General features: G+C 61.4%; 13 protein-coding genes and 1 tRNA gene. 2 read left to right on the forward strand and 12 right to left on the reverse strand.

Annotated elements, in window-relative coordinates:
* Positions 1 to 25: 25 nt before the first annotated feature.
* The 5 genes from coaE to polA form a co-directional block, all read right to left on the reverse strand.
* A complete protein-coding gene (gene coaE, locus HCR84_RS08180) occupies positions 26 to 634 on the reverse strand; it encodes a dephospho-CoA kinase (RefSeq protein WP_166983871.1) in 609 nt (202 codons plus the stop codon).
* Between the two features lie 3 nt (positions 635 to 637).
* Entirely contained in the window at positions 638 to 1,285 is a 648-nt protein-coding gene (locus HCR84_RS08185; protein ID WP_166983591.1) for a TetR/AcrR family transcriptional regulator, read from the reverse strand.
* A 164-nt stretch (positions 1,286 to 1,449) separates the two neighbouring features.
* Positions 1,450 to 2,892 carry a 30S ribosomal protein S1 gene (gene rpsA, locus HCR84_RS08190; RefSeq protein ID WP_166983592.1) on the reverse strand — a complete coding sequence of 481 codons (1,443 nt, stop codon included), beginning with the start codon at positions 2,890 to 2,892 and terminating at the stop codon, positions 1,450 to 1,452.
* Positions 2,893 to 3,060: 168 nt separating this feature from the next.
* Positions 3,061 to 4,737 carry a DUF885 domain-containing protein gene (locus HCR84_RS08195; RefSeq protein WP_166983593.1) on the reverse strand — a complete coding sequence of 559 codons (1,677 nt, stop codon included), beginning with the start codon at positions 4,735 to 4,737 and terminating at the stop codon, positions 3,061 to 3,063.
* Between the two features lie 36 nt (positions 4,738 to 4,773).
* Positions 4,774 to 7,425 carry a DNA polymerase I gene (polA, locus tag HCR84_RS08200; RefSeq protein ID WP_166983594.1) on the reverse strand — a complete coding sequence of 884 codons (2,652 nt, stop codon included), beginning with the start codon at positions 7,423 to 7,425 and terminating at the stop codon, positions 4,774 to 4,776.
* Between the two features lie 60 nt (positions 7,426 to 7,485).
* Here polA and HCR84_RS08205 point away from each other — a divergent pair, with 60 nt between their 5' ends.
* Positions 7,486 to 7,908 (forward strand): hotdog fold thioesterase, encoded by a 423-nt coding sequence (locus tag HCR84_RS08205; RefSeq protein ID WP_166983595.1) that lies wholly within the window; start codon positions 7,486 to 7,488, stop codon positions 7,906 to 7,908.
* Between the two features lie 52 nt (positions 7,909 to 7,960).
* Here HCR84_RS08205 and HCR84_RS08210 read toward each other — a convergent pair whose 3' ends face one another.
* From HCR84_RS08210 to HCR84_RS08225, 4 genes are all read right to left on the reverse strand, one after another.
* The gene (locus tag HCR84_RS08210; RefSeq protein WP_276511814.1) at positions 7,961 to 8,686 is read right to left on the reverse strand and encodes an amino acid ABC transporter ATP-binding protein; all 726 of its coding nucleotides are present in this window, start codon (positions 8,684 to 8,686) and stop codon (positions 7,961 to 7,963) included.
* On the reverse strand, positions 8,683 to 9,351 hold the full coding sequence (locus HCR84_RS08215; protein ID WP_166983596.1) for an amino acid ABC transporter permease: 669 nt from the start codon (positions 9,349 to 9,351) through the stop codon (positions 8,683 to 8,685). Before HCR84_RS08215 ends, HCR84_RS08210 begins: the two co-directional genes overlap by 4 nt.
* 85 nt (positions 9,352 to 9,436) lie before the next feature.
* Positions 9,437 to 10,240: a transporter substrate-binding domain-containing protein gene (locus HCR84_RS08220; RefSeq protein ID WP_208322134.1), complete on the reverse strand. Its 804-nt coding sequence runs from the start codon at positions 10,238 to 10,240 to the stop codon at positions 9,437 to 9,439.
* Positions 10,241 to 10,440: 200 nt separating this feature from the next.
* Positions 10,441 to 11,046 carry an ANTAR domain-containing response regulator gene (locus HCR84_RS08225; RefSeq protein WP_166983597.1) on the reverse strand — a complete coding sequence of 202 codons (606 nt, stop codon included), beginning with the start codon at positions 11,044 to 11,046 and terminating at the stop codon, positions 10,441 to 10,443.
* Between the two features lie 37 nt (positions 11,047 to 11,083).
* Between HCR84_RS08225 and HCR84_RS08230 the strand changes: the two genes are divergently transcribed.
* Positions 11,084 to 11,166 (forward strand) — tRNA-Leu (locus tag HCR84_RS08230).
* A 227-nt stretch (positions 11,167 to 11,393) separates the two neighbouring features.
* Here the strand turns inward: HCR84_RS08230 and pyk are convergent.
* The 3 genes from pyk to gltB form a co-directional block, all read right to left on the reverse strand.
* Positions 11,394 to 12,854 (reverse strand): pyruvate kinase, encoded by a 1,461-nt coding sequence (gene pyk / locus HCR84_RS08235; protein WP_166983598.1) that lies wholly within the window; start codon positions 12,852 to 12,854, stop codon positions 11,394 to 11,396.
* A gap of 80 nt (positions 12,855 to 12,934) precedes the next feature.
* A complete protein-coding gene (locus HCR84_RS08240; RefSeq protein WP_166983599.1) occupies positions 12,935 to 14,392 on the reverse strand; it encodes a glutamate synthase subunit beta in 1,458 nt (485 codons plus the stop codon).
* Positions 14,385 to 18,971, reverse strand: coding sequence for a glutamate synthase large subunit (gene gltB, locus HCR84_RS08245; protein ID WP_166983600.1), 4,587 nt, complete (start codon positions 18,969 to 18,971; stop codon positions 14,385 to 14,387). Before gltB ends, HCR84_RS08240 begins: the two co-directional genes overlap by 8 nt.
* Positions 18,972 to 19,037 lie beyond the last annotated feature (66 nt).

A 19,037-nucleotide genomic window follows, 5' to 3' on the forward strand; every position in this document is an offset into this window, starting at 1 on the left:
GTTGCCCCACTGACGTTCGGCTGACTCACGCGTTGTCGCTGGCGGTGAGGCGCGTCCAGAGTCGTTCTACCTCCGAGGCAGTGTGGTCGAGCGAACCCGCTGTGTCGATGATGACATCGGCGATCGCACGGCGTGCGTCATCTGACGCCTGCGCATTCACACGCCGCGCTGCCTCCTCTGGGCTGAGCCCGCGGAGTTCCACGAGGCGCGTCTGTCGCGTGTCTGCCGGCGCGTCAGCCAGCACGATCACGTCAAACTGCGCTGGAGTCTCAGATTCCGCGAGCAGCGGAACGTCGTAGACGATGATGGCCTCGGGGTCGGCGGCGGCCGCCTCGGCGAAGCGCTTCGTCGCCAGTTCTCGCACGGCCGGGTGGACGATGGCATTGAGTTGCATCCGTGCTCCCTCATCCCCGAACACGATGGTTCCGAGCTGTGCTCGATCGAGCGAACCGTCGGCGTGAATCACGGCGTCGCCAAACTGCTCCCGGATGCTGCGAAGGGCCGGCGTGCCGGGATCGACGACCTCTCGCGCCAGAAGGTCCGCGTCGACAACGACGGCCCCCTGAGCGTGAAGCATTCGGGCCACCGTCGACTTGCCGGAGGCGATTCCGCCCGTGAGGCCGATCAGCATCAGCGGTCAGTTGACGCTGTCGATGTACGTTGAGAGATACGCGAGTGGAACTGACGCTGCCTCCGCGATGAGTGTCGGGTCACCGTCGGGATTCGCATCGAACGCGATGCGCTGCATCGTCCGTGAAAGCTCAATCGAAATGGCGACCTTCTCTCGCCAGTCTGCACCCGTCGGCACGCCATCAAACTGGCTGAGCAGGGCAACAACGGCGTCGATGTAAGCACCGGTGCGCTCCTGATACTTGCTCTCATTCGGGCCGTCGGGAAGGATGCGGTAGTGCGTTGCCTTGTAGCCGGGGATCGTGCGGCGCGCCGTGCACGTGCTCTCGACAAGTGTTGTGAACGCCGCTTGCCATGTGGTGGCGGGCTCCTCGGCAAAAGTGTCAAGCGCAATCTCGATGTAGCGAGAGATCATGAAGTCGTACACGCCGAGCAGGAGGGCAACACGGTCAGGGAAGAAGCGATAGACGGTGCCGATCGCCATGTCGGCGCGCTTGGCAACTTCGGCCGTCGTCACTCCAGCGTGACCGGACTCGTCAATGATCTCACCGCACGCCCTCAGAATCTTTTCGAGACTCTGCTTGCTGCGGCTCTGCTGAGGACTGTTGCGCAAGAGCGAGGCATCCGCGTACTCGATCGACAGGAATTCCGTCAACGGGTCAACTATCACTACTCACCTTGAACTTGTCTGTGGCCGAGAACATCTCGGCATGGTCACTATGGGAAAACACTAGCAGGCATGCGATCGTACGGTGCCCAGCGACAACGCCGAAGGCCGGCCCAGTGTGTTCTGGGCCGGCCTTCGATGATGTCGAACGATCAGTTGGTGTTCGAGAGCTTCTCGCGAAGCGCGGCGAGTGATGCGTCGTCTGCGAGGGTGCCCGCTGAGTTCGCGTCGGCTGCGTAATTCGCTGCGGCTTCAGGCGCCTCGACCTCTGCGTCCTCGAGAAGCGAGGCCGCGACCTGCTTCTTGTGAGCTTCCCAGCGTCCCTGGGCAGCAGCGTAATCCTGCTCCCACTTCTCGCGCTGAGTCTCGAAGCCTTCGCGCCACTCGTTGGTCTCGGGGTCGAAGCCCTCGGGGTACTTGTAGTTCCCCTCGTCGTCGTACTCCGTTGCCATGCCGTAGAGGGCCGGGTCGAACTCGGTGCCCTCGGGGTCGACGCCCTCGTTTGCCTGCTTGAGGCTCAGCGAGATGCGGCGACGCTCAAGATCGATGTCGATGATCTTGACGAAGACTTCCTGGTTGACCGAAACCACCTGGTCGGCGAGTTCCACGTGCTTCGAGCTGAGCTCGGAGATGTGAACGAGACCCTCGATGCCATCGGCAACGCGAACGAATGCGCCGAAGGGAACGAGCTTGGTGACCTTGCCCGGCGTGATCTGACCGATCGCGTGCGTGCGTGCGAACACCTGCCACGGGTCTTCCTGCGTCGCCTTGAGCGACAGCGAGACGCGCTCGCGGTCAAGATCGACCTCGAGGATCTCAACGGTGACCTCCTGGCCAACCTCGACAACCTCTGAGGCGTGCTCGATGTGCTTCCAGCTGAGTTCGGAAACGTGAACGAGGCCGTCAACGCCACCGAGGTCGACGAACGCACCGAAGTTGACGATCGACGAGACGATGCCCTTGCGAACCTGGCCCTTGTGGAGGTTGTTCAGGAACGACGTGCGGCTCTCGGACTGCGTCTGCTCGAGCAGCGCGCGGCGTGACAGCACGACGTTGTTGCGGTTCTTATCGAGCTCGAGGATCTTGGCCTCAAGCTCCTGCCCGAGGTACGGGGTCAGGTCGCGAACACGGCGAAGCTCGATGAGCGAGGCCGGGAGGAAGCCACGGAGGCCGATGTCGACGATCAGTCCGCCCTTGACAACCTCGATGACCTGACCGGTCACGACGCCGTCGGATTCCTTGATCTTCTCGACATCGCCCCAGGCGCGCTCGTACTGTGCGCGCTTCTTCGACAGGATGAGGCGGCCCTCTTTGTCCTCCTTCTGGAGAACGAGCGCTTCAACGCTGTCGCCGACCTCGACGACCTCGGTGGGGTCGACATCGTGCTTGATGGAAAGTTCGCGAGAGGGAATGACGCCCTCTGTCTTGTATCCGACGTCGAGGAGAACCTCGTCGCGGTCGATCTTCACGACTGTGCCCTCGATGAGGTCTCCGTCGTTGAAGAACTTCAGTGTCTTCTCGACCGCTGCCAGGAAGTCTTCAGCAGATCCGATGTCGTTGATAGCGACCTGCTTGGCGGTCGTTGCGGTTGTCATATAAGTAAATGCTCCAGGGTGGACATGTTGTCAGGCCCGATTCGCGAGTGGTTCGTTGACGCGATGGGCAGGCGGATAGGACGTCACAGAAGTGACACTCCATCATAGCGGGGATTCGGCGCGCGAATCAAACGGCGTGAAGCGAATTCTGCGCTGGAATCTCCAGCATCAGACGGTAAGCGCGTTTTTGAGGGTGTCGAGCCCGACGCCGCCGAGGGCGAGGGCGCGACGATGGAAGTCCTTGATGTCGAATGACTCCCCCTCCGCCGCGCGAGCGTCGTCACGCATCTGCTCCCAAATGCGCTGCCCGACCTTGTACGACGGAGCTTGACCTGGCCACCCGAGGTACCGATTGACTTCAAAACGGACGAAACCCTCGTTCATGTTCACGTTGCGTCCCAAAAAGTCGAAGGCGTAGTAGGCCGTCCACGGACCGGCACCATCGGGACGCTGCTTTTCGAGATGCACGCCGATGTCGAGAACAACTCGGGCCGCCCGCATGCGCTGTCCATCAAGCATCCCGAGCCTGTCGGCTGGATCATCGAGGTACCCAAGCTGCTCCATGAGCCGCTCCGCATACAGCGCCCAGCCTTCCGCATGGTCCGAGGTTCCCGCGAGAAGTCGGCGCCACGAGTTCAGCGAGTCGCGATTATAGACGGATTGCCCGATTTGAAGATGATGCCCTGGCACGCCTTCGTGGTACACGGTCGTCAGCTCGCGCCAGGTATCGAATTCCGTGACGCCCTCGGGAACAGACCACCACATGCGGCCAGGGCGCGAGAAGTCGTCGGTTGGACCGGTGTAGTAGATGCCGCCTTCCTGCGTCGGCGCGATCATGCACTCGATCGTCCTGATCTCGTCTGGGATGTCGAAGTGGTCCTTCCCCAGATCGGCGACGGCACGATCGCTCGTCGCCTGCATCCACCTCTGCAGAGCGTCGGTCCCCTGAAGCTTGCGACTCTCATCGTGCTCGAGGTGCTCAATTGCCTCGAGCACGCTTGCCCCAGGCTTGATCTGCCTTGCGATCGACTCCTGCTCGTCGACCATGCGCGCCAGCTCCTCGATTCCCCATTCGTATGTTTCGTCGAGGTCGATCGTCGCTCCGAGAAACTGACGTGATCGCAGCGCGTACAGCTCGCGGCCGATGGCGTCGCGTTCGGTTGCCGCGCCGGCGAGCTCATCTGTCAAAAAACTCGCGAGCCGGCCGTATGCTTCGGCCGCGCGTGTTGCTCTCTCTGTGAGGTCGGCTGCGAGCGAGGACGGAAGCGAGCCATCTGCCGGTGAGGCAGACGCGGCGAATGTCGAGAAGAAACCATCGGATGCTGCAACTTTGCGTGCCTGCGCTGCGACTTCGAACACCTGGCGTCGTGCTGGCGTGATGCCCTGCTCGATTCCGCTCTGGAGGGTCTCGAGGTAACCGGAGATGGCCTCGGGAACGCGGGAGAGACGTGCCGAGATCGTTGACCAATCATCGACAGTGTCGGTCGGCATGAGATCGAAGGCTTCTCGAATCTCCTGTGACGGCGATTCGATGACATTGAGGTTGCGAAGGGGCAGACCGGCATCGAGCGTCTCGATTGACAGGTCGAGTTCGCGGCCCAGATCTTCTTTCGTCACGCTGTCGACGTCGTCGACAGCGGTCTGCGCATCGAGAGCAGATTTGGTACGTGCGAGCGACTCGCGCAGTTTCTGGATTCCCTCGGGCGAATAGTCGGAGAAACGGTCGTTCGCTTCGTTGCGACCGATGTACGTTCCTGCAGTCGGCTCAAGGTCGACGAGTGTGTCGACCCAGCCTTCAGCGACCGCGTCGATTGCCGTCGCGCTTCTCTTCTGTTGTGCAGTCATATCTCGAGGGTATGGGGGACGGCTGACGCGGTGCAATCAGTGAGCGGCAGCATCCCAGTTTGGGCCGTAGCCCACCTGAACGTCGAGAGGGACGCTGAGCTGTGCAGCATCGCCCATGCGCGTTCGCACAATGCGCTCAAGTTCTTGGTGTTCTCCGTCGCTGACCTCGAATACCAGCTCATCGTGCACCTGCATGAGCATGCGACTCGTGAGCTGTGCCTCGCGAATGTCGTTCTCAATCTCGTTCATCGCGATCTTGATGATGTCTGCAGCAGAGCCCTGTATCGGCGCGTTGAGCGCCGCGCGTTCAGCATTCTGACGCAGGGTGCGATTGGGGCTCTTCAGGTCGGGGAACGGTCGGCGGCGGCCGAAGATCGTCGTGGTGTAGCCATCGATCTTCGCCTGCTCGACGACGTTGCGCAGGTAATCGCGCACTGCTCCGAATCGCTCGAAATAGTCGGCCATGAGCTGTTTCGCCTCTTTGTTGTCGATGCGCAGCTGGCGAGACAGACCGAAAGCGCTGAGCCCGTAGGCAAGGCCATACGACATCGCCTTCACCTTCGAGCGCATCTCCGAGGTGACATCTGCCGGCTCGACACCGAAGATGCGAGCGCCGACGAACCTGTGGAGATCTTCTCCGGTGCGGAACGCCTCAATCAGCCCTGGATCTTCTGACAGGTGCGCCATGATGCGCATTTCAATCTGCGAGTAGTCCGCCGTGAGGAGGCTGTCATATGGTGCACCGACGCGGAAGGCCTCGCGAATGCGGCGCCCGGCCTCGGTACGGACGGGAATGTTCTGAAGGTTGGGATCTGTTGACGAGATTCGCCCGGTTGAGGTTCCGGTCTGCACGTACGACGTGTGAATGCGGCCGTCGTCGCCGATTGCTTTGACGAGGGTGTCAACGATCTGCCGCAGCTTCGTTGCATCGCGATGCTCAAGCAGAAGGCCGAGGAATGGATGCGGGTGCGATGCCTGAAGGTCGGCAAGCGACGCGGCATCCGTTGAGTACCCCGTCTTGGTTGCACGGGTCGTCGGCATCTCAAGCTGGTCAAAGAGCACGTCTTGAATCTGCTTCGGCGAACCGAGATTGATCTCACGCCCAATCTCGGCAAAGGCCTTCTCCGCGAGCTCACGTGCCGTAACACCCAGCGACTCGGAGAGCGTGTCGAGGGCGGGAGCATCCATGGCCACTCCCCTGGCTTCGATTGCGGCCAGCACATTCACGATCGGCATCTCGATATCACGGAGCACACGCGCAGAACCGTCATCGAGGCGCGTGAGCAGCGGTTCGACGAGGCGGTGCGTAAACCACGCGAGTGCCGCAGCTGTCGACGGCTCGACCTCGGGGACGAGCTGATTGGGATCGGCTTCGGGAAGCTTCTCGTCGAGATAGCGGAAGACCAGGTCGGAGAGGGTCTTCTCTTGCCCGCTCGGGCGGAGAAGCCACCCGGCAATGAAGGTGTCGAAGGATAGTCCCCTCACGGTGAGTCCCGCTCGAGTGAGCGCTTTGAGCTGTGCCTTTGCGCCGTGCATCACCTTGGGGATGCTCGCGTCGGCGAGCCACGCCTCGAACGGTGCGTAATCGGCTCGATCCGGCTGCCAGGCGAGGGCGACAGATTCCGTTTCCCCTGACACCCCGATGGAGGCAGGTCGATCGTCGATGACCTCAACAGAGACGGCGAGCCCGTTCGTGCTCGCTTGCGACTGACGCGTCAGCCACGCTCCCAGTTCTTCGTCGAGAAGGTTCTGTGCATCAGGCGCCGTGACGATGGGCGCAACCGGCTCAGAGTTCTCGACCCCTTCGAGTTTCATCACACGATCGAGGAGAGAGCGAAACTCGAGCTTCGCGAAGATCTCGCGCACGGCTGCCTGGTCGATTGGCTCCTTCTCGAGTGAGGCGATCTCGCACGGGAGCTCAACATCGGTGACCAAACGGTTCAGACAGCGATTGCGAACGGCATTCTCTTTGTGCTCCCGAAAGCTTTCGCCAACCTTGCCGGTGATCTCGTCTGCATGCGCGATGATCTCATCGAGACTGCCGAACCGGTGCAGCCACTTCACTGCGGTCTTCTCGCCGACCTTGGGCACGCCGGGGAGGTTGTCGCTCGTCTCACCGACGAGGGCGGCGATCTCGGGGTACTGGTGGGGCTCGATGTCGTAGCGCTCTTTGACCTTGGCCGGGTCGTAGCGGGTGAGATCGGTGACGCCCTGCCTCGACGGGTAGAGAAGCGTGACGTTCTCGTTCACAAGCTGAATCGTGTCGCGATCGCCCGAGACGACGAACACGCTATAACCCTCATCAGTGCCGCGAACCGAGAGCGTCGCAAGAATGTCGTCTGCCTCGAAGTCTTCGATGGAGATCGTTGTGATGTTCATCGCCTTGAGCGCCTCTTGCAGAAGCGGAATCTGACCAATGAACTCCGGAGGCGTCTCTCCGCGAGTGCCCTTGTATTCGGGGTACTCACGCGTGCGGAATGAGTAGCGAGAGATGTCGAACGCCACGGCGATGTGCGTCGGCTTTTCGTTCTTCAAAAGATTGAGCAGCATAGCGATGAAGCCATGAATGGCGTTCGTGTGCTGCCCTTCACTGTTCTGAAAACTATCGACCGGCAGTGCGTAAAACGCACGGAAGGCCAGCGAATGGCCATCGATCACGAGCAGGGTAGGCTTTTCGTTGTCCGACACAGGTCCCAGCCTACAAGTCGGAGACGACATCGGCTGGGGAATGCGAGTTCGAAGGTATACATGAGCCAGTCAGCATCCGACCCCCTTGAGTTTGTGCGCCAGCGCGGATTGGGCGCTCTCGCCGACAAGATGGGCATCGAGTTCACTGAATTCGGGCTCGAGCGCGCGGTTGCGACGATGCCTGTCGCGGGGAATACGCAGCCCGCAATGCTGCTGCATGGCGGAGCGTATGTCGTGCTGGGCGAATCTCTCGGGTCGATGTCGGCGAATCTCCATGCAGGCGAGGGCAGGCTCGCTGTCGGCATCGATATCAACGCGACGCACACGCGCTCAGCGACAAGCGGCACGGTCACCGGCGTCTGCACGCCCATTCACCTGGGGCGGAGTGTCACCGTACACGAAATCGCGATTTCAGACGATCAGGGCCGACGCTGCTCGACGCTGCGCATCACGAACATGATCAAAGACCGCCCGACGTCTTAACGCCGAAAGGCTCACCCGATGATCGGGCGAGCCTTTCACGCGACGATTTTCGTCAGAGAACTTTGTCGAGGAATGCCTTCGTGCGCTCGTGAGCGGGAGCATCGAAGATCTGATCTGGTTTGCCCTCTTCGACGACGTATCCGTCATCCATGAAGATCACGCGGTCGCCCATCTCGCGAGCAAAGCCCATCTCGTGGGTGACGACGACCATCGTCATTCCCTCGAGCGCGAGCTGCTTCATGACGGCGAGCACGTCACCGACAAGCTCCGGGTCGAGGGCACTCGTCGGCTCGTCGAAGAGCATCATCTTCGGTTCCATCGCCAAAGCCCGCGCAATGGCGACGCGCTGCTGCTGCCCGCCGGAGAGCTGCGCCGGGTAGGCGTCAGCCTTGTCGCCAAGACCGACCTTGTCGAGCAGTTTGAGGCCGCGCTCACGAGCGTCTGCCGTCGAGAGCTTGCGCACCTTCTGGGGTGCAAGCATGATGTTCTCGAGAACGGACTTGTGCGGGAAGAGGTTGAACTGCTGAAACACCATGCCGATCTCGGTGCGCACAGCGTTGATGTCCGCGTTCTTGTCCGTGAGGCTTTGGCCATCGATGACAACTTCGCCGCTCGTGATGTCTTCGAGCATGTTCAGGCAGCGCAGAAACGTACTCTTTCCCGAGCCGCTCGGACCGATAACACAGACGACCTCTTGAGGCTCAACGTCGCAGTTGATTCCCTTGAGTACCTCGTTATCACCGAACTTCTTATGCAGGTCTGCAACGTGGATGATCATGAGTATGTCAGCCTCTTCTCGGTGATATTGAGCACCTTGGACAGGGTGATGGTGACGACAAGGTAGATTACCGCGACCACCGTGTAGATTTCGAGTGCGTTGAAGTGGCTCGCCACGATTGTGCGCCCTTGGAACACCAATTCGGGAACGAGGATCACCGAGAGGACGGACGTGTCCTTGATGCTGACGATGAACTGGTTGCCGAGAGGGGGAATCATGCGCTTAAACGCCTGCGGCCAGATGACGTATTGCATCGTGAAGTGATGGCTCATTCCGAGTGAACGTCCGGCCTCCATCTGCCCTTTCTCGACAGATTGCACGGCGCCGCGGACGACCTCGGCAATGTATGCGCCCGAGTTGAGACCAATGGAGATAATTCCGGCGACAAGGGGGGCGATATTGAAGCCGAGCACCAGCGGCAGCGCGTAAAACACCCAAATTGCCAGGATCAGAATCGGGACCCCGCGAAAGACCTCGACGTACACGGTCGATGCCCCATAAATGATCTTATTTCGGGAGATTCTGCCAAGCCCGAAGATCGCGCCGAGCACGAACCCGATGAGTAGCCCGACAACGGATACGAGCAGTGTGTAGTACAAGCCGACGAGCAGAATGGGAAAGAATTCGACGACACCGAGCCAATCGAATGAGATTGTATGAATCATTTCTACCTCTCACAGGCAGCGGGCACGTGGAGATACTCTACGTGCCCGCTGCGCATTGTGTGATTTTCTGATCTACCGTCGTGGACTATTCGTCGCTTGGCGGAGCCTCGCCGAACCACTTCTCGTAGAGCTCGTCGTATGTGCCGTTCTCCTTGAGCGTTGCGAGTGCCTTGTCAATTGCTTTCACGAGGTTCTCGTTGCCCTGTGCGATAGCAATGCCGTAGTCCTGCGCCTCAAGGAGCTCACCCACCATCTTCAGGCTGTCCTTGCCCTTTGTCTGGATGTAATACGCGACGTTCGGAGCATCGTAGAGAATGGCATCGGAGGTGCCATTTTGCACGGCCAGGTAGGCCTGGTCGAGCTGCTCGAACGTCTGGGCCGTCGCGCCTTCAATGTTGTTGTTGATGTAATCAGCGCTTGTGGAGCCGAGGCGCGTCGCAATGTTCTTGCCCTCGAGATCTTTGACGCTGGTGATGTCTTCATTGTCGACGGGGACGCCGATCCGAAGGCCCGACTTGTAATAGGGATCAGAGAAGTCGACCTTCTTCGCGCGTTCGGGCTTGATGGTCATGCCCGCGATCGCAATGTCGAAGGTTCCGGTTTGGAGCCCGGGAATCATCCCATCGAAGTTCGTGGTCTTCAGGTCGACCTTGAAGCCAGCCTCGTCAGCAACGGCGTTGATGAGGTCGATGTCGAAGCCGACGTACTCGCCGTCTTGCTTGAACTCGAACGGCACGAACGATGTGTCCGTCGCGACGACGTATGACTCTTCGAGAGCGGCATCGGATTCTCCCCCGCCGCTGTCGCTCGAACATGCCGTCAGGCCCGTCATCAGGGCGAGCGAAGCGAACATCGCACCGCTGGCAAGCAGTCTTCTTTTGTGGTTCACGGATACCTTTCGTGAGGGAATATCCTCGTTTGGGGTCAGTGTTCTGTACGATACGGCTGGATTTCACAGCGTGTCAAAGGGGCACGCGGCCGTTACGTGATTGAGACGCAGCCCGGCATGGCACGGATCGCGCGTGTCGTACCAGTGAAGAAGCCCGCACAGGGCATACCTGTGCGGGCTTCAGAATCGTGTGAAGTACGCTATTTTTTGGCGCTGAGCTGTTCGATGATCGCTTCTGCGACGTCGTGCATGGTCAGCCGGCGATCCATCGATGCCTTCTGAATCCAACGGAATGCCTCGGGTTCGCTGAGACCCATCTTCTCGTTGAGCAGACCCTTGGCGCGGTCGACGAGCTTGCGCGTCTCAAAGCGTTCGACCATGTCGGCGACCTCAGCCTCGAGCGTGATGATCTGCTGGTGCCTGCTGAGGGCGATCTCGATCGCGGGAAGCAGGTCGTTCGGCGTGAACGGCTTGACAACGTAGGCGAGTGCTCCGGCTTCGGATGCCCTCTCGACAAGGTCCTTCTGGCTGAACGCGGTGAGCAGCACGACGGGCGCGATCTGAGCCTTGCTCAGGCGCTCAGCAGCGGAGATGCCATCGAGCTTCGGCATCTTGACGTCCATGACCACCAAGTCGGGGCGCAACTCAGTTGCCAGAGCCACGGCCGTCTCACCATCACCAGCCTCTCCGACCACTTCGAATCCGTTGTCACGGAGGATCTCGACGATGTCGAGGCGAATCAGCGATTCGTCCTCGGCGACGACGACGCGGCGGGGGGCGTTTGCGGTTGTCTCTTGCTCAGTCACTCTAGAATCCTACGATACGCTTGTCGAGGTTGTGTCAGCCGGTGTGGCGGAACGGTAGACGCGGAGCACTCAAAATGCTTTGCCTTCACGGGCGTGTGGGTTCGAATCCCACCACCGGCACAGCAGAAGACGTCGTGAATTCTCTCGGATTTCCGGCGTCTTCTCGCGGATTTTCGTGGATGTCGCGACAATTTCTGGGCGGGCGAACCGCCGGGCTTTGTCGCGCCCTGTGCGTTGCGACTGTCGATCTGCGGGGCCGGGCGTTTCGCGCGTGGCGTACCGCAGAACAGAATGGATGCTGTCTGGCGTTGTGCCAGACAGCATCCATTCGCTGTGTCGTGAGCTACTTACTGCTTGTGGTTATTGCGCAGCGCGTACGCCGGCGCGACCTCCTGGTGCACGTCACCCATGGTGTGCACGCGAACGTCATTCGTCGAACCGGAGATTCCGGGAGGTGATCCCGAGATCACGACGACCTTCTCGCCTTCTGCGGCTAGGCCCTTCGCCAGCAGAATGTCATCGACCTGCCCGAACATCTCATCCGTGTGCGTGACGGTGTCGACGAGGAACGACTCGATGCCCCAGTTGAGCTGCATGCGACGACGGATCGCCTCATTTGGTGTGAACCCGAGCACCGGAATCTTCGTGCGGAGTCGAGCCATGCGCCGCACCGAATCGCCTGACTCCGTGAAGACGCAGAGAAAGCGTGCCTCCACGAAATCGGCAACCTCAGATGCCGCGAGCGTCAGAGCGCCTCCCTGAGTGCGCGGTTTGCTTCCCAGCGGCGCAATGCGATCGAGACCGTGCTCTTCGGTTGTCGCGATGATCCGCGCCATCGTCTGAACGGTGATCTCGGGGTATTCGCCGACGCTTGTCTCACCGCTCAGCATGACGGCGTCTGCGCCATCGAGAATCGCGTTCGCGACGTCGGAGGTCTCCGCGCGCGTCGGCACGGGACTGGAGATCATGGACTCGAGCATCTGCGTCGCGACGATAACGGGCTTCGCCATGCGACGGCACTGCTCGACCGCACGCTTCTGCACGAGAGGAACGGCCTCGAGAGGGAGCTCGACACCGAGGTCGCCACGAGCGACCATGATGCCGTCGAAGGCGTCGATGATTCCGTCAAGGGCGTCGACGGCCTGAGGCTTCTCGATCTTCGCGATCACGGGAAGGGTGATGCCCTCTTCGTTCATGATCTCGTGCACCCGATCGATGTCTGCTGCGTCGCGCACGAACGAGAGCGCGATGAAGTCCGCGCCCAGCTTGAGCCCCCAACGCAGATCTGCCTCGTCTTTCTCCGAGAGCGCGGGGACATTGACAGCGACGCCGGGAAGGTTGATTCCCTTGTTGTTTGACACCGGACCGGGAACGATGACCTTTGTCTTGACGCGAACGCCGTCGGTCTCGAGAACCTGCACGCGCACCTTGCCGTCATCGATCAGCAGAAAGTCGCCTGGGGAGACATCGTTGGGCAGGCCCTTGAACGTCGTGCCGCAGATGGTCGCGTCACCGACAACATCCTCTGTGGTGATTGTGAAGATGTCGCCTTCTGCGAGTTCGTGCGGCCCGTTTGCGAAGGTGCCGAGACGGATCTTCGGTCCCTGCAGGTCGACAAGTACGGCAATGGGCTTACCCATGTCGGCTGCCGCCTTGCGCACATTCGCGTAGACGCCCTCGTGGACGTCATAGCTTCCGTGGCTCAGGTTCATCCGAGCCACGTTGACGCCCGCGTCGATCAATGCGCGGATCTTTTCGTAGCTGGATGTCGCGGGCCCGAGGGTTGCGACGATCTTTGCTCGTCTCATGTATGAGTTTCTCCATGTCCTGCGCAGGGGGAATGCGCTGGTTTGACTAGAACAACACCGAGTTCGCCCGGAACGCGGTATCAGAGTGCAAGGGGCCGATCCGTCGGTGCGACGGGCCACGGCAATTCGCTCTCCCCTTCAAGATACCGGTCAACGGCCGCCGCCGCTGAACGGCCCTCGGCGATTGCCCAGACGATCAGCGATTGTCCGCGCCCGGCATCGCCGGCGACGAAGACCCCTTGGGAGGACGTCTGGTAGTCCGCAGCGCGCGTGAACGCTCCGGTTTCGCCCAGCTCGATTCCCAGCTGTGTCGTCTCCGTGTCGGACTCCGGGCCCGTGAAGCCCAGCGCGAGCAGCACCAGATCCGCGGGAATCTCATACTCCGTTCCGGCCTTCGGAACGCGGCGACCGTCAAGGTACTCGGTCTCTGCCACGCGCAGCGCGCGCACAGCTCCGGAATCGTCTGACACGAACTCGACAGTGGAGACCAGATACTCCCTTTCACCTCCCTCTTCGTGAGAGGTCTGAACCTCGAAGATCGTCGGCATCATCGGCCACGGCTGATGTTCGGGCCGTTCTCCGGCCGGGCGACGCCCGATCGCAAGATTTGTGACGGATGCTGCGCCCTGACGGTGTGCGGTGCCGATGCAGTCAGAGCCGGTGTCTCCTCCGCCGAGAACGACAACGTGTTTGCCTGTCGCCGAGATCGGACTGGGCACGTCGTCGCCTGCGACCGCATGGTTCGACCTGACGAGGTAATCCATGGCGACATGCACACCGTCGAGCTCGCGACCGGGAATCTCGAGGTCGCGTGCGACGGGGGTGCCTGTGGCGATGACCACCGCGTCGAATCGCGCGCGAAGCTCCTCCCAGCTGATGTCGGTTCCGATGCTGACTCCGGGGCGGAAGCGGGTGCCCTCCTCGCGCATCTGCTTCAGCCTCTTGTCGAGAACCTGCTTTTCGAGCTTGAAGTCGGGGATGCCGTACCGCAGGAGTCCCCCGATTCTGTCGTCACGCTCGTAGACGGCGACCGTGTGGCCGGCACGGGTGAGCTGTTGGGCAGCAGCGAGCCCAGCGGGGCCTGAGCCGACGACGGCAACGGTCTTTCCCGTGAGCCTCTCGGGAGGCTGGGCGTCGATCCAACCGCTGTCGAAGGCCTGGTCGGCAATCGACACCTCAATCTGCTTGATGGTGACGGCCGGTTGGTTGATGCTGAGCACGCACGAGCTCTCGCAGGGGGCGGGGCAGAGTCGGCCGGTGAGCTCGGGAAAGTTGTTCGTTGCGTGAAGGCGATCGGATGCCCCACGCGCGTCGCCTTTCCACGTGAGGTCGTTCCACTCGGGAATGAGGTTTCCCAAGGGACAGCCTTTGTGGCAGAACGGGATGCCGCAGTCCATGCAGCGACCTGCTTGACGCTGCAGCTGGTCAGCATCCTGCCGTTCATACACCTCTTTCCAGTCCATAATGCGAACAGAAACGGGCCTGCGCTTGGGAAGCTCGCGTTCCGTCGTCTTCATGAATCCCCGCGGATCAGCCATGGGTTGCCTCCCTGATGCGCTTCCACACTTCGTCGCTGTCTGGGTCAAGACCCTCGGCGATCGCATGCTGTCGTGTTTCGAGTACCGCCGTGTAATCCCGCGGCTGGATCTTGACGAACGCGGAGACCGTCGCGTCGAGGTCGTCGAGAAGTCGCGCTGCCAGCGGCGATCGTGTCTCTGCGAGATGCTGCCTGAGAAGATCCGCGATGATCTCGCGATCGCCCGGCCCGGGCGCCGAGAGCTCAAGCTCTCCCGCAGCAACGGCCTCACGGTTGAGGCACGCCTCATCGAAGTCATACACATAGGCGCTTCCGCCCGACATGCCCGCGCCGAGGTTTCGACCGACGGTGCCGAGAATGACAGCGAGTCCTCCGGTCATGTATTCGAGAGCATGGTCGCCGACGCCCTCGACGACGGCTGTCGCCCCTGAGTTGCGAACGAGGAACCGCTCCCCCACGACGCCGTTGATGAACATGCTTCCGGCTGTGGCACCGTAACCCACCACGTTGCCTGCGATCACGTTCTTCTCGGGGCTGAATGTTGCGGCATCGTCCGGGCGGATGGCGATGCGGCCCCCAGAGAGCCCCTTGCCCACGTAGTCATTCGCATCGCCGCTCAGCCGAAGTGTGATTCCCGACGGAACGAACGCCCCGAAAGACTGCCCGGCGGAGCCGTTCAACGTCATGGTTATCGTATTCTCGGGCAGACCGTTGGCGCCAAATCTGCGCGTTACCTCGTTGCCGAGCATCGTTCCGACTGCCCTGTCCGTATTCGCGACGGGCAGGCCGATGTCGACGGCCTCGCCCCCCGAGAGCGCTGGCGAGCTTCGGCGAATGAGCTCGACGTCGAAGTGCTTGTCGAGCTCATGATTCTGATCGCGCATATGGTGCAGCGCCGTGGCGCCATCATGACCTGCATCCGATCGATCGCCGAGGATGGGCGTGAGATCGAGACCATCTGCCTTCCAATGCGCGACAGCGCGGCTCGTGTCGAGGCTTTCGGCATGCCCGATCGCCTCGTCGAGACTGCGGAATCCGAGGTCGGCAAGGTACTCACGCACCTGCTGGGCGATGAACTCGAAGAACGTCACCACGAACTCAGGCTTCCCCGAGAAGCGCTGACGCAGTTCGGGGTTCTGCGTGGCGACCCCGACAGGGCACGTGTCGAGATGGCAGACGCGCATCATGACGCACCCGGACACCACGAGGGGTGCCGTCGCGAACCCAAACTCCTCGGCACCAAGCAGCGCTGCGATCACCACGTCTCGCCCGGTCTTCAGCTGACCATCGACCTGCACGACAACACGATCTCTCAGCTCATTGAGCAGGAGCGTCTGCTGTGTCTCGGCGAGCCCGAGCTCCCATGGTGTTCCCGCGTGCTTCAGCGAATTCAGCGGACTCGCGCCTGTTCCCCCGTCGTGTCCGGAGATGAGCACGACATCGCTCAGCGCCTTTGCCACGCCGGCAGCGACGGCCCCGATGCCTGTTTCGCTCACCAGCTTCGTATGCACACGCGCTCGCGGGTTCGCCCGCTTGAGGTCGAAGATGAGCTGCTTGAGGTCTTCGATCGAATAGATGTCGTGGTGCGGCGGCGGAGAAATCAGCCCGACGCCCGCGGTCGCATGACGCGTTCTCGCGACCCACGGGTATACCTTCCCCGGCGGAAGCTGCCCGCCCTCCCCCGGTTTCGCGCCCTGCGCGAGTTTGATCTGCAGATCGTCAGCGTGCGTGAGATACATGCTTGTCACGCCAAATCGGCCCGAGGCCACTTGCTTGATCGCGCTTCGTCGCTCGGGGTCAAGCAGCCTGTCGACATCTTCGCCGCCTTCCCCGGTGTTCGACTTCGCACCGAGGCGGTTCATGGCGATCGCGAGTGTCTCGTGGGCCTCCTGTGAGATCGAACCGTAGCTCATGGCACCCGTGGAGAAGCGCGTGACGATCTCGGCTACCGATTCGACCTCGTCAATCGGAACGCGCGGACGCTGGCCCTCGACGAAACCGAAGAGGCCCCTGATCGTCATGAGGCGTTCCGCCTGGTCATCGATCAGATCGGTGTATTGCCTGAAGATGTCATAACGGCGAGACCGTGTCGCATGCTGGAGCCGGAAGACAGTATCCGGGTTGAAGAGGTGCGGTGGGCCGTCACGCCGCCACTGGTATTCGCCGCCCGTGTCGAGGCGTTCGTGGGCGCGGCTCGGCGGATTCGCCGGAAATGCAGACGAGTGTCGGGCGAGGTTCTCACTCTGAAGAACGTCGAGTCCGACGCCTCCGAGCCGCGTTACCGTTCCGGTGAAGTAGGCATCGACGAGTTCTTGGCTGAGGCCGACTGCCTCGAACGTCTGAGCGCCCGCGTATGACGACACCGTCGAGATTCCCATCTTCGACATGATCTTGAGCACACCGTTCCCCAAAGCGGAGATGACGTTCGCCACAGCGGCATCTGCCGTCACGCCCGTGATCTCTCCCCGGCGCACGAGGTCTTCGCACGTCTCCATCGCGAGGTACGGGTTCACGGCAGATGCTCCATACCCGATGAGCGTTGCAACATGGTGAACCTCGCGCACGTCTCCCGCTTCAATGATGAGACCGACTTTCATGCGGTTCTGGGCGCGAATCAGGTGATGGTGAACGGAAGCTACGGCAAGCAGCGAGGGAATCGGCGCCAGGTCTTTTGTGGAGTCCCTGTCGCTCAGAACGATGAAATGAGCGCCCGAGGCTATGGCAGCATCCACCTCGGTGTTTATCGCATCGAGACGGTTCCGTAGGGCATTGTCTCCCTCGTCGAAGCGGTACAGGGCGCGGACGATGGCCGTCGTGGTGCCGCCGGGGAGCGGGTCGATGTGCTCGATCTTTGCCAGCTGATCGTTGTCGATCACGGGAAAATCGAGAACGATCTGCCGCGCATGCTCCGGCCCAGAGACGAGAAGATTCCGTTCGGGGCCGAGCGTGAGCGTCAACGACGTGACGACCCGTTCTCTGATGGAATCGAGAGGCGGGTTTGTCACCTGGGCAAATCGCTGTGTGAAGTAGTCGAACAGAAGCCGCGGCCGGTCAGAGAGGGCAGCGATCGGAGTGTCGGTTCCCATCGCCCCGAGAGGCTCCGCACCGGTGGCGCCCATGGGCTTGATGATGCGGTTCACCTCTTCTTCTGTGTACCCAAAGGTGCGCTGACGTCTGGTTACCGATGCCGGAGTGTGAATGACGTGCTCGCGCTCGGGCAGGTCCGCAAGGTTGATGCGGCCCTGCTCGAGCCAGTCGCCCCACGGGCGGGATGCCGCGAGCGAGTCCTTGATCTCGTCGTCGTCGATAATGCGCCCCTCGTCGAGATCGAGGAGAAACATTTGCCCAGGCCGCAGGCGGCCCTTGCGCACGACCTTCTCCGGAGCGACATCGATCACACCGATCTCGCTTCCGAGCACGATGAGTCCATCGTCGGTCTCGAGCCAGCGCCCCGGGCGCAGCCCATTGCGGTCGAGCGTTGCACCAACGACGGAGCCGTCGGTGAATGTGAGAGCTGCTGGCCCGTCCCACGGCTCCATCTGCATAGAGAGATACTCGAAAAAGGCACGTCTCGTCGGATCGAGATCGGTGCGCTTCTCCCACGCTTCGGGCACCATCATGAGCATGGCGTGCGGAAGCGACCGTCCGGTGAGAGTGAGAAGCTCCAGCACTTCGTCAAATGAGGCGGAATCACTCGCGCCGTCTGTGATGATCGGCAGGAGCGGTGTGAGATCCCCGAGCAGCTCTGATGCCAGCTGAGACTGTCGAGCACGCATCCAGTTGCGGTTTCCCTGCACCGTGTTGATCTCGCCGTTGTGGGCCATCATTCGCAGCGGCTGGGCGAGAGGCCACGACGGGAACGTGTTCGTCGAATACCGGGAGTGCACAATCGCCACGCGGGAGGCGAAACGCTCGTCCGCAAGATCAGGGTAGAACGGTTCGAGCTGCAACGTCGTGACCATGCCTTTGTAGACGATCGTGCGGCACGACAGAGAAACAAAATAGGCCCCGATTTCGCGCTCTGCGCGCTTTCGGAGCCGATAGACGATGCGGTCGAGTTCCACACCGGACTCTCGAGTGTCACCCGGTGCTGACGCACCGGTGCACACGAAGAGCTGCTCGATCACGGGCATTGCCTGCCGTGCAAGTCGACCAAGCTGCGCTGGCGCGGTCGGAACGCTGCGCCAGCCGAGCACGACCAGACCCTCCTCGGCGGCAATCGACTCGATGGAGCGCTTCTCAGCGGTGCGCTCATCGTCGTCTGTCGGAAGGAAGACGAGCCCTGCGGCATATTCGCCAGCGTCGGGGAGGTCGAACGCCACTGCGGAGCGCAGAAAAACGTCAGGGATCTCGGTGAGGATGCCGGCGCCGTCACCGGTGCCCGCATCGGAGCCGACGGCACCGCGGTGCTCAAGGTTGCGCAGCGCCATCAGCGCAGCGTCGATAATGTCGTGGCCGCCGTTGCCACGCAACGTGGCAACCATGGCCAGTCCACAGGCGTCCTTTTCACAGGACGGGTCATACAGCCCCTGTTTTTCAGGTACGAGGCTAAACCGGGAGTACGGAGTGTGAGTGGTCATCAATCGCAGGGCCCTCAGTCGGCGTTAAGACGGGGCTGCTGCGTCCCGCCGGGAAATCAGACAGTG

Origin of the sequence: Paramicrobacterium fandaimingii, assembly GCF_011751745.2 — a bacterium.
Taxonomy (GTDB): Bacteria; Actinomycetota; Actinomycetes; order Actinomycetales; family Microbacteriaceae; genus Paramicrobacterium; species Paramicrobacterium fandaimingii.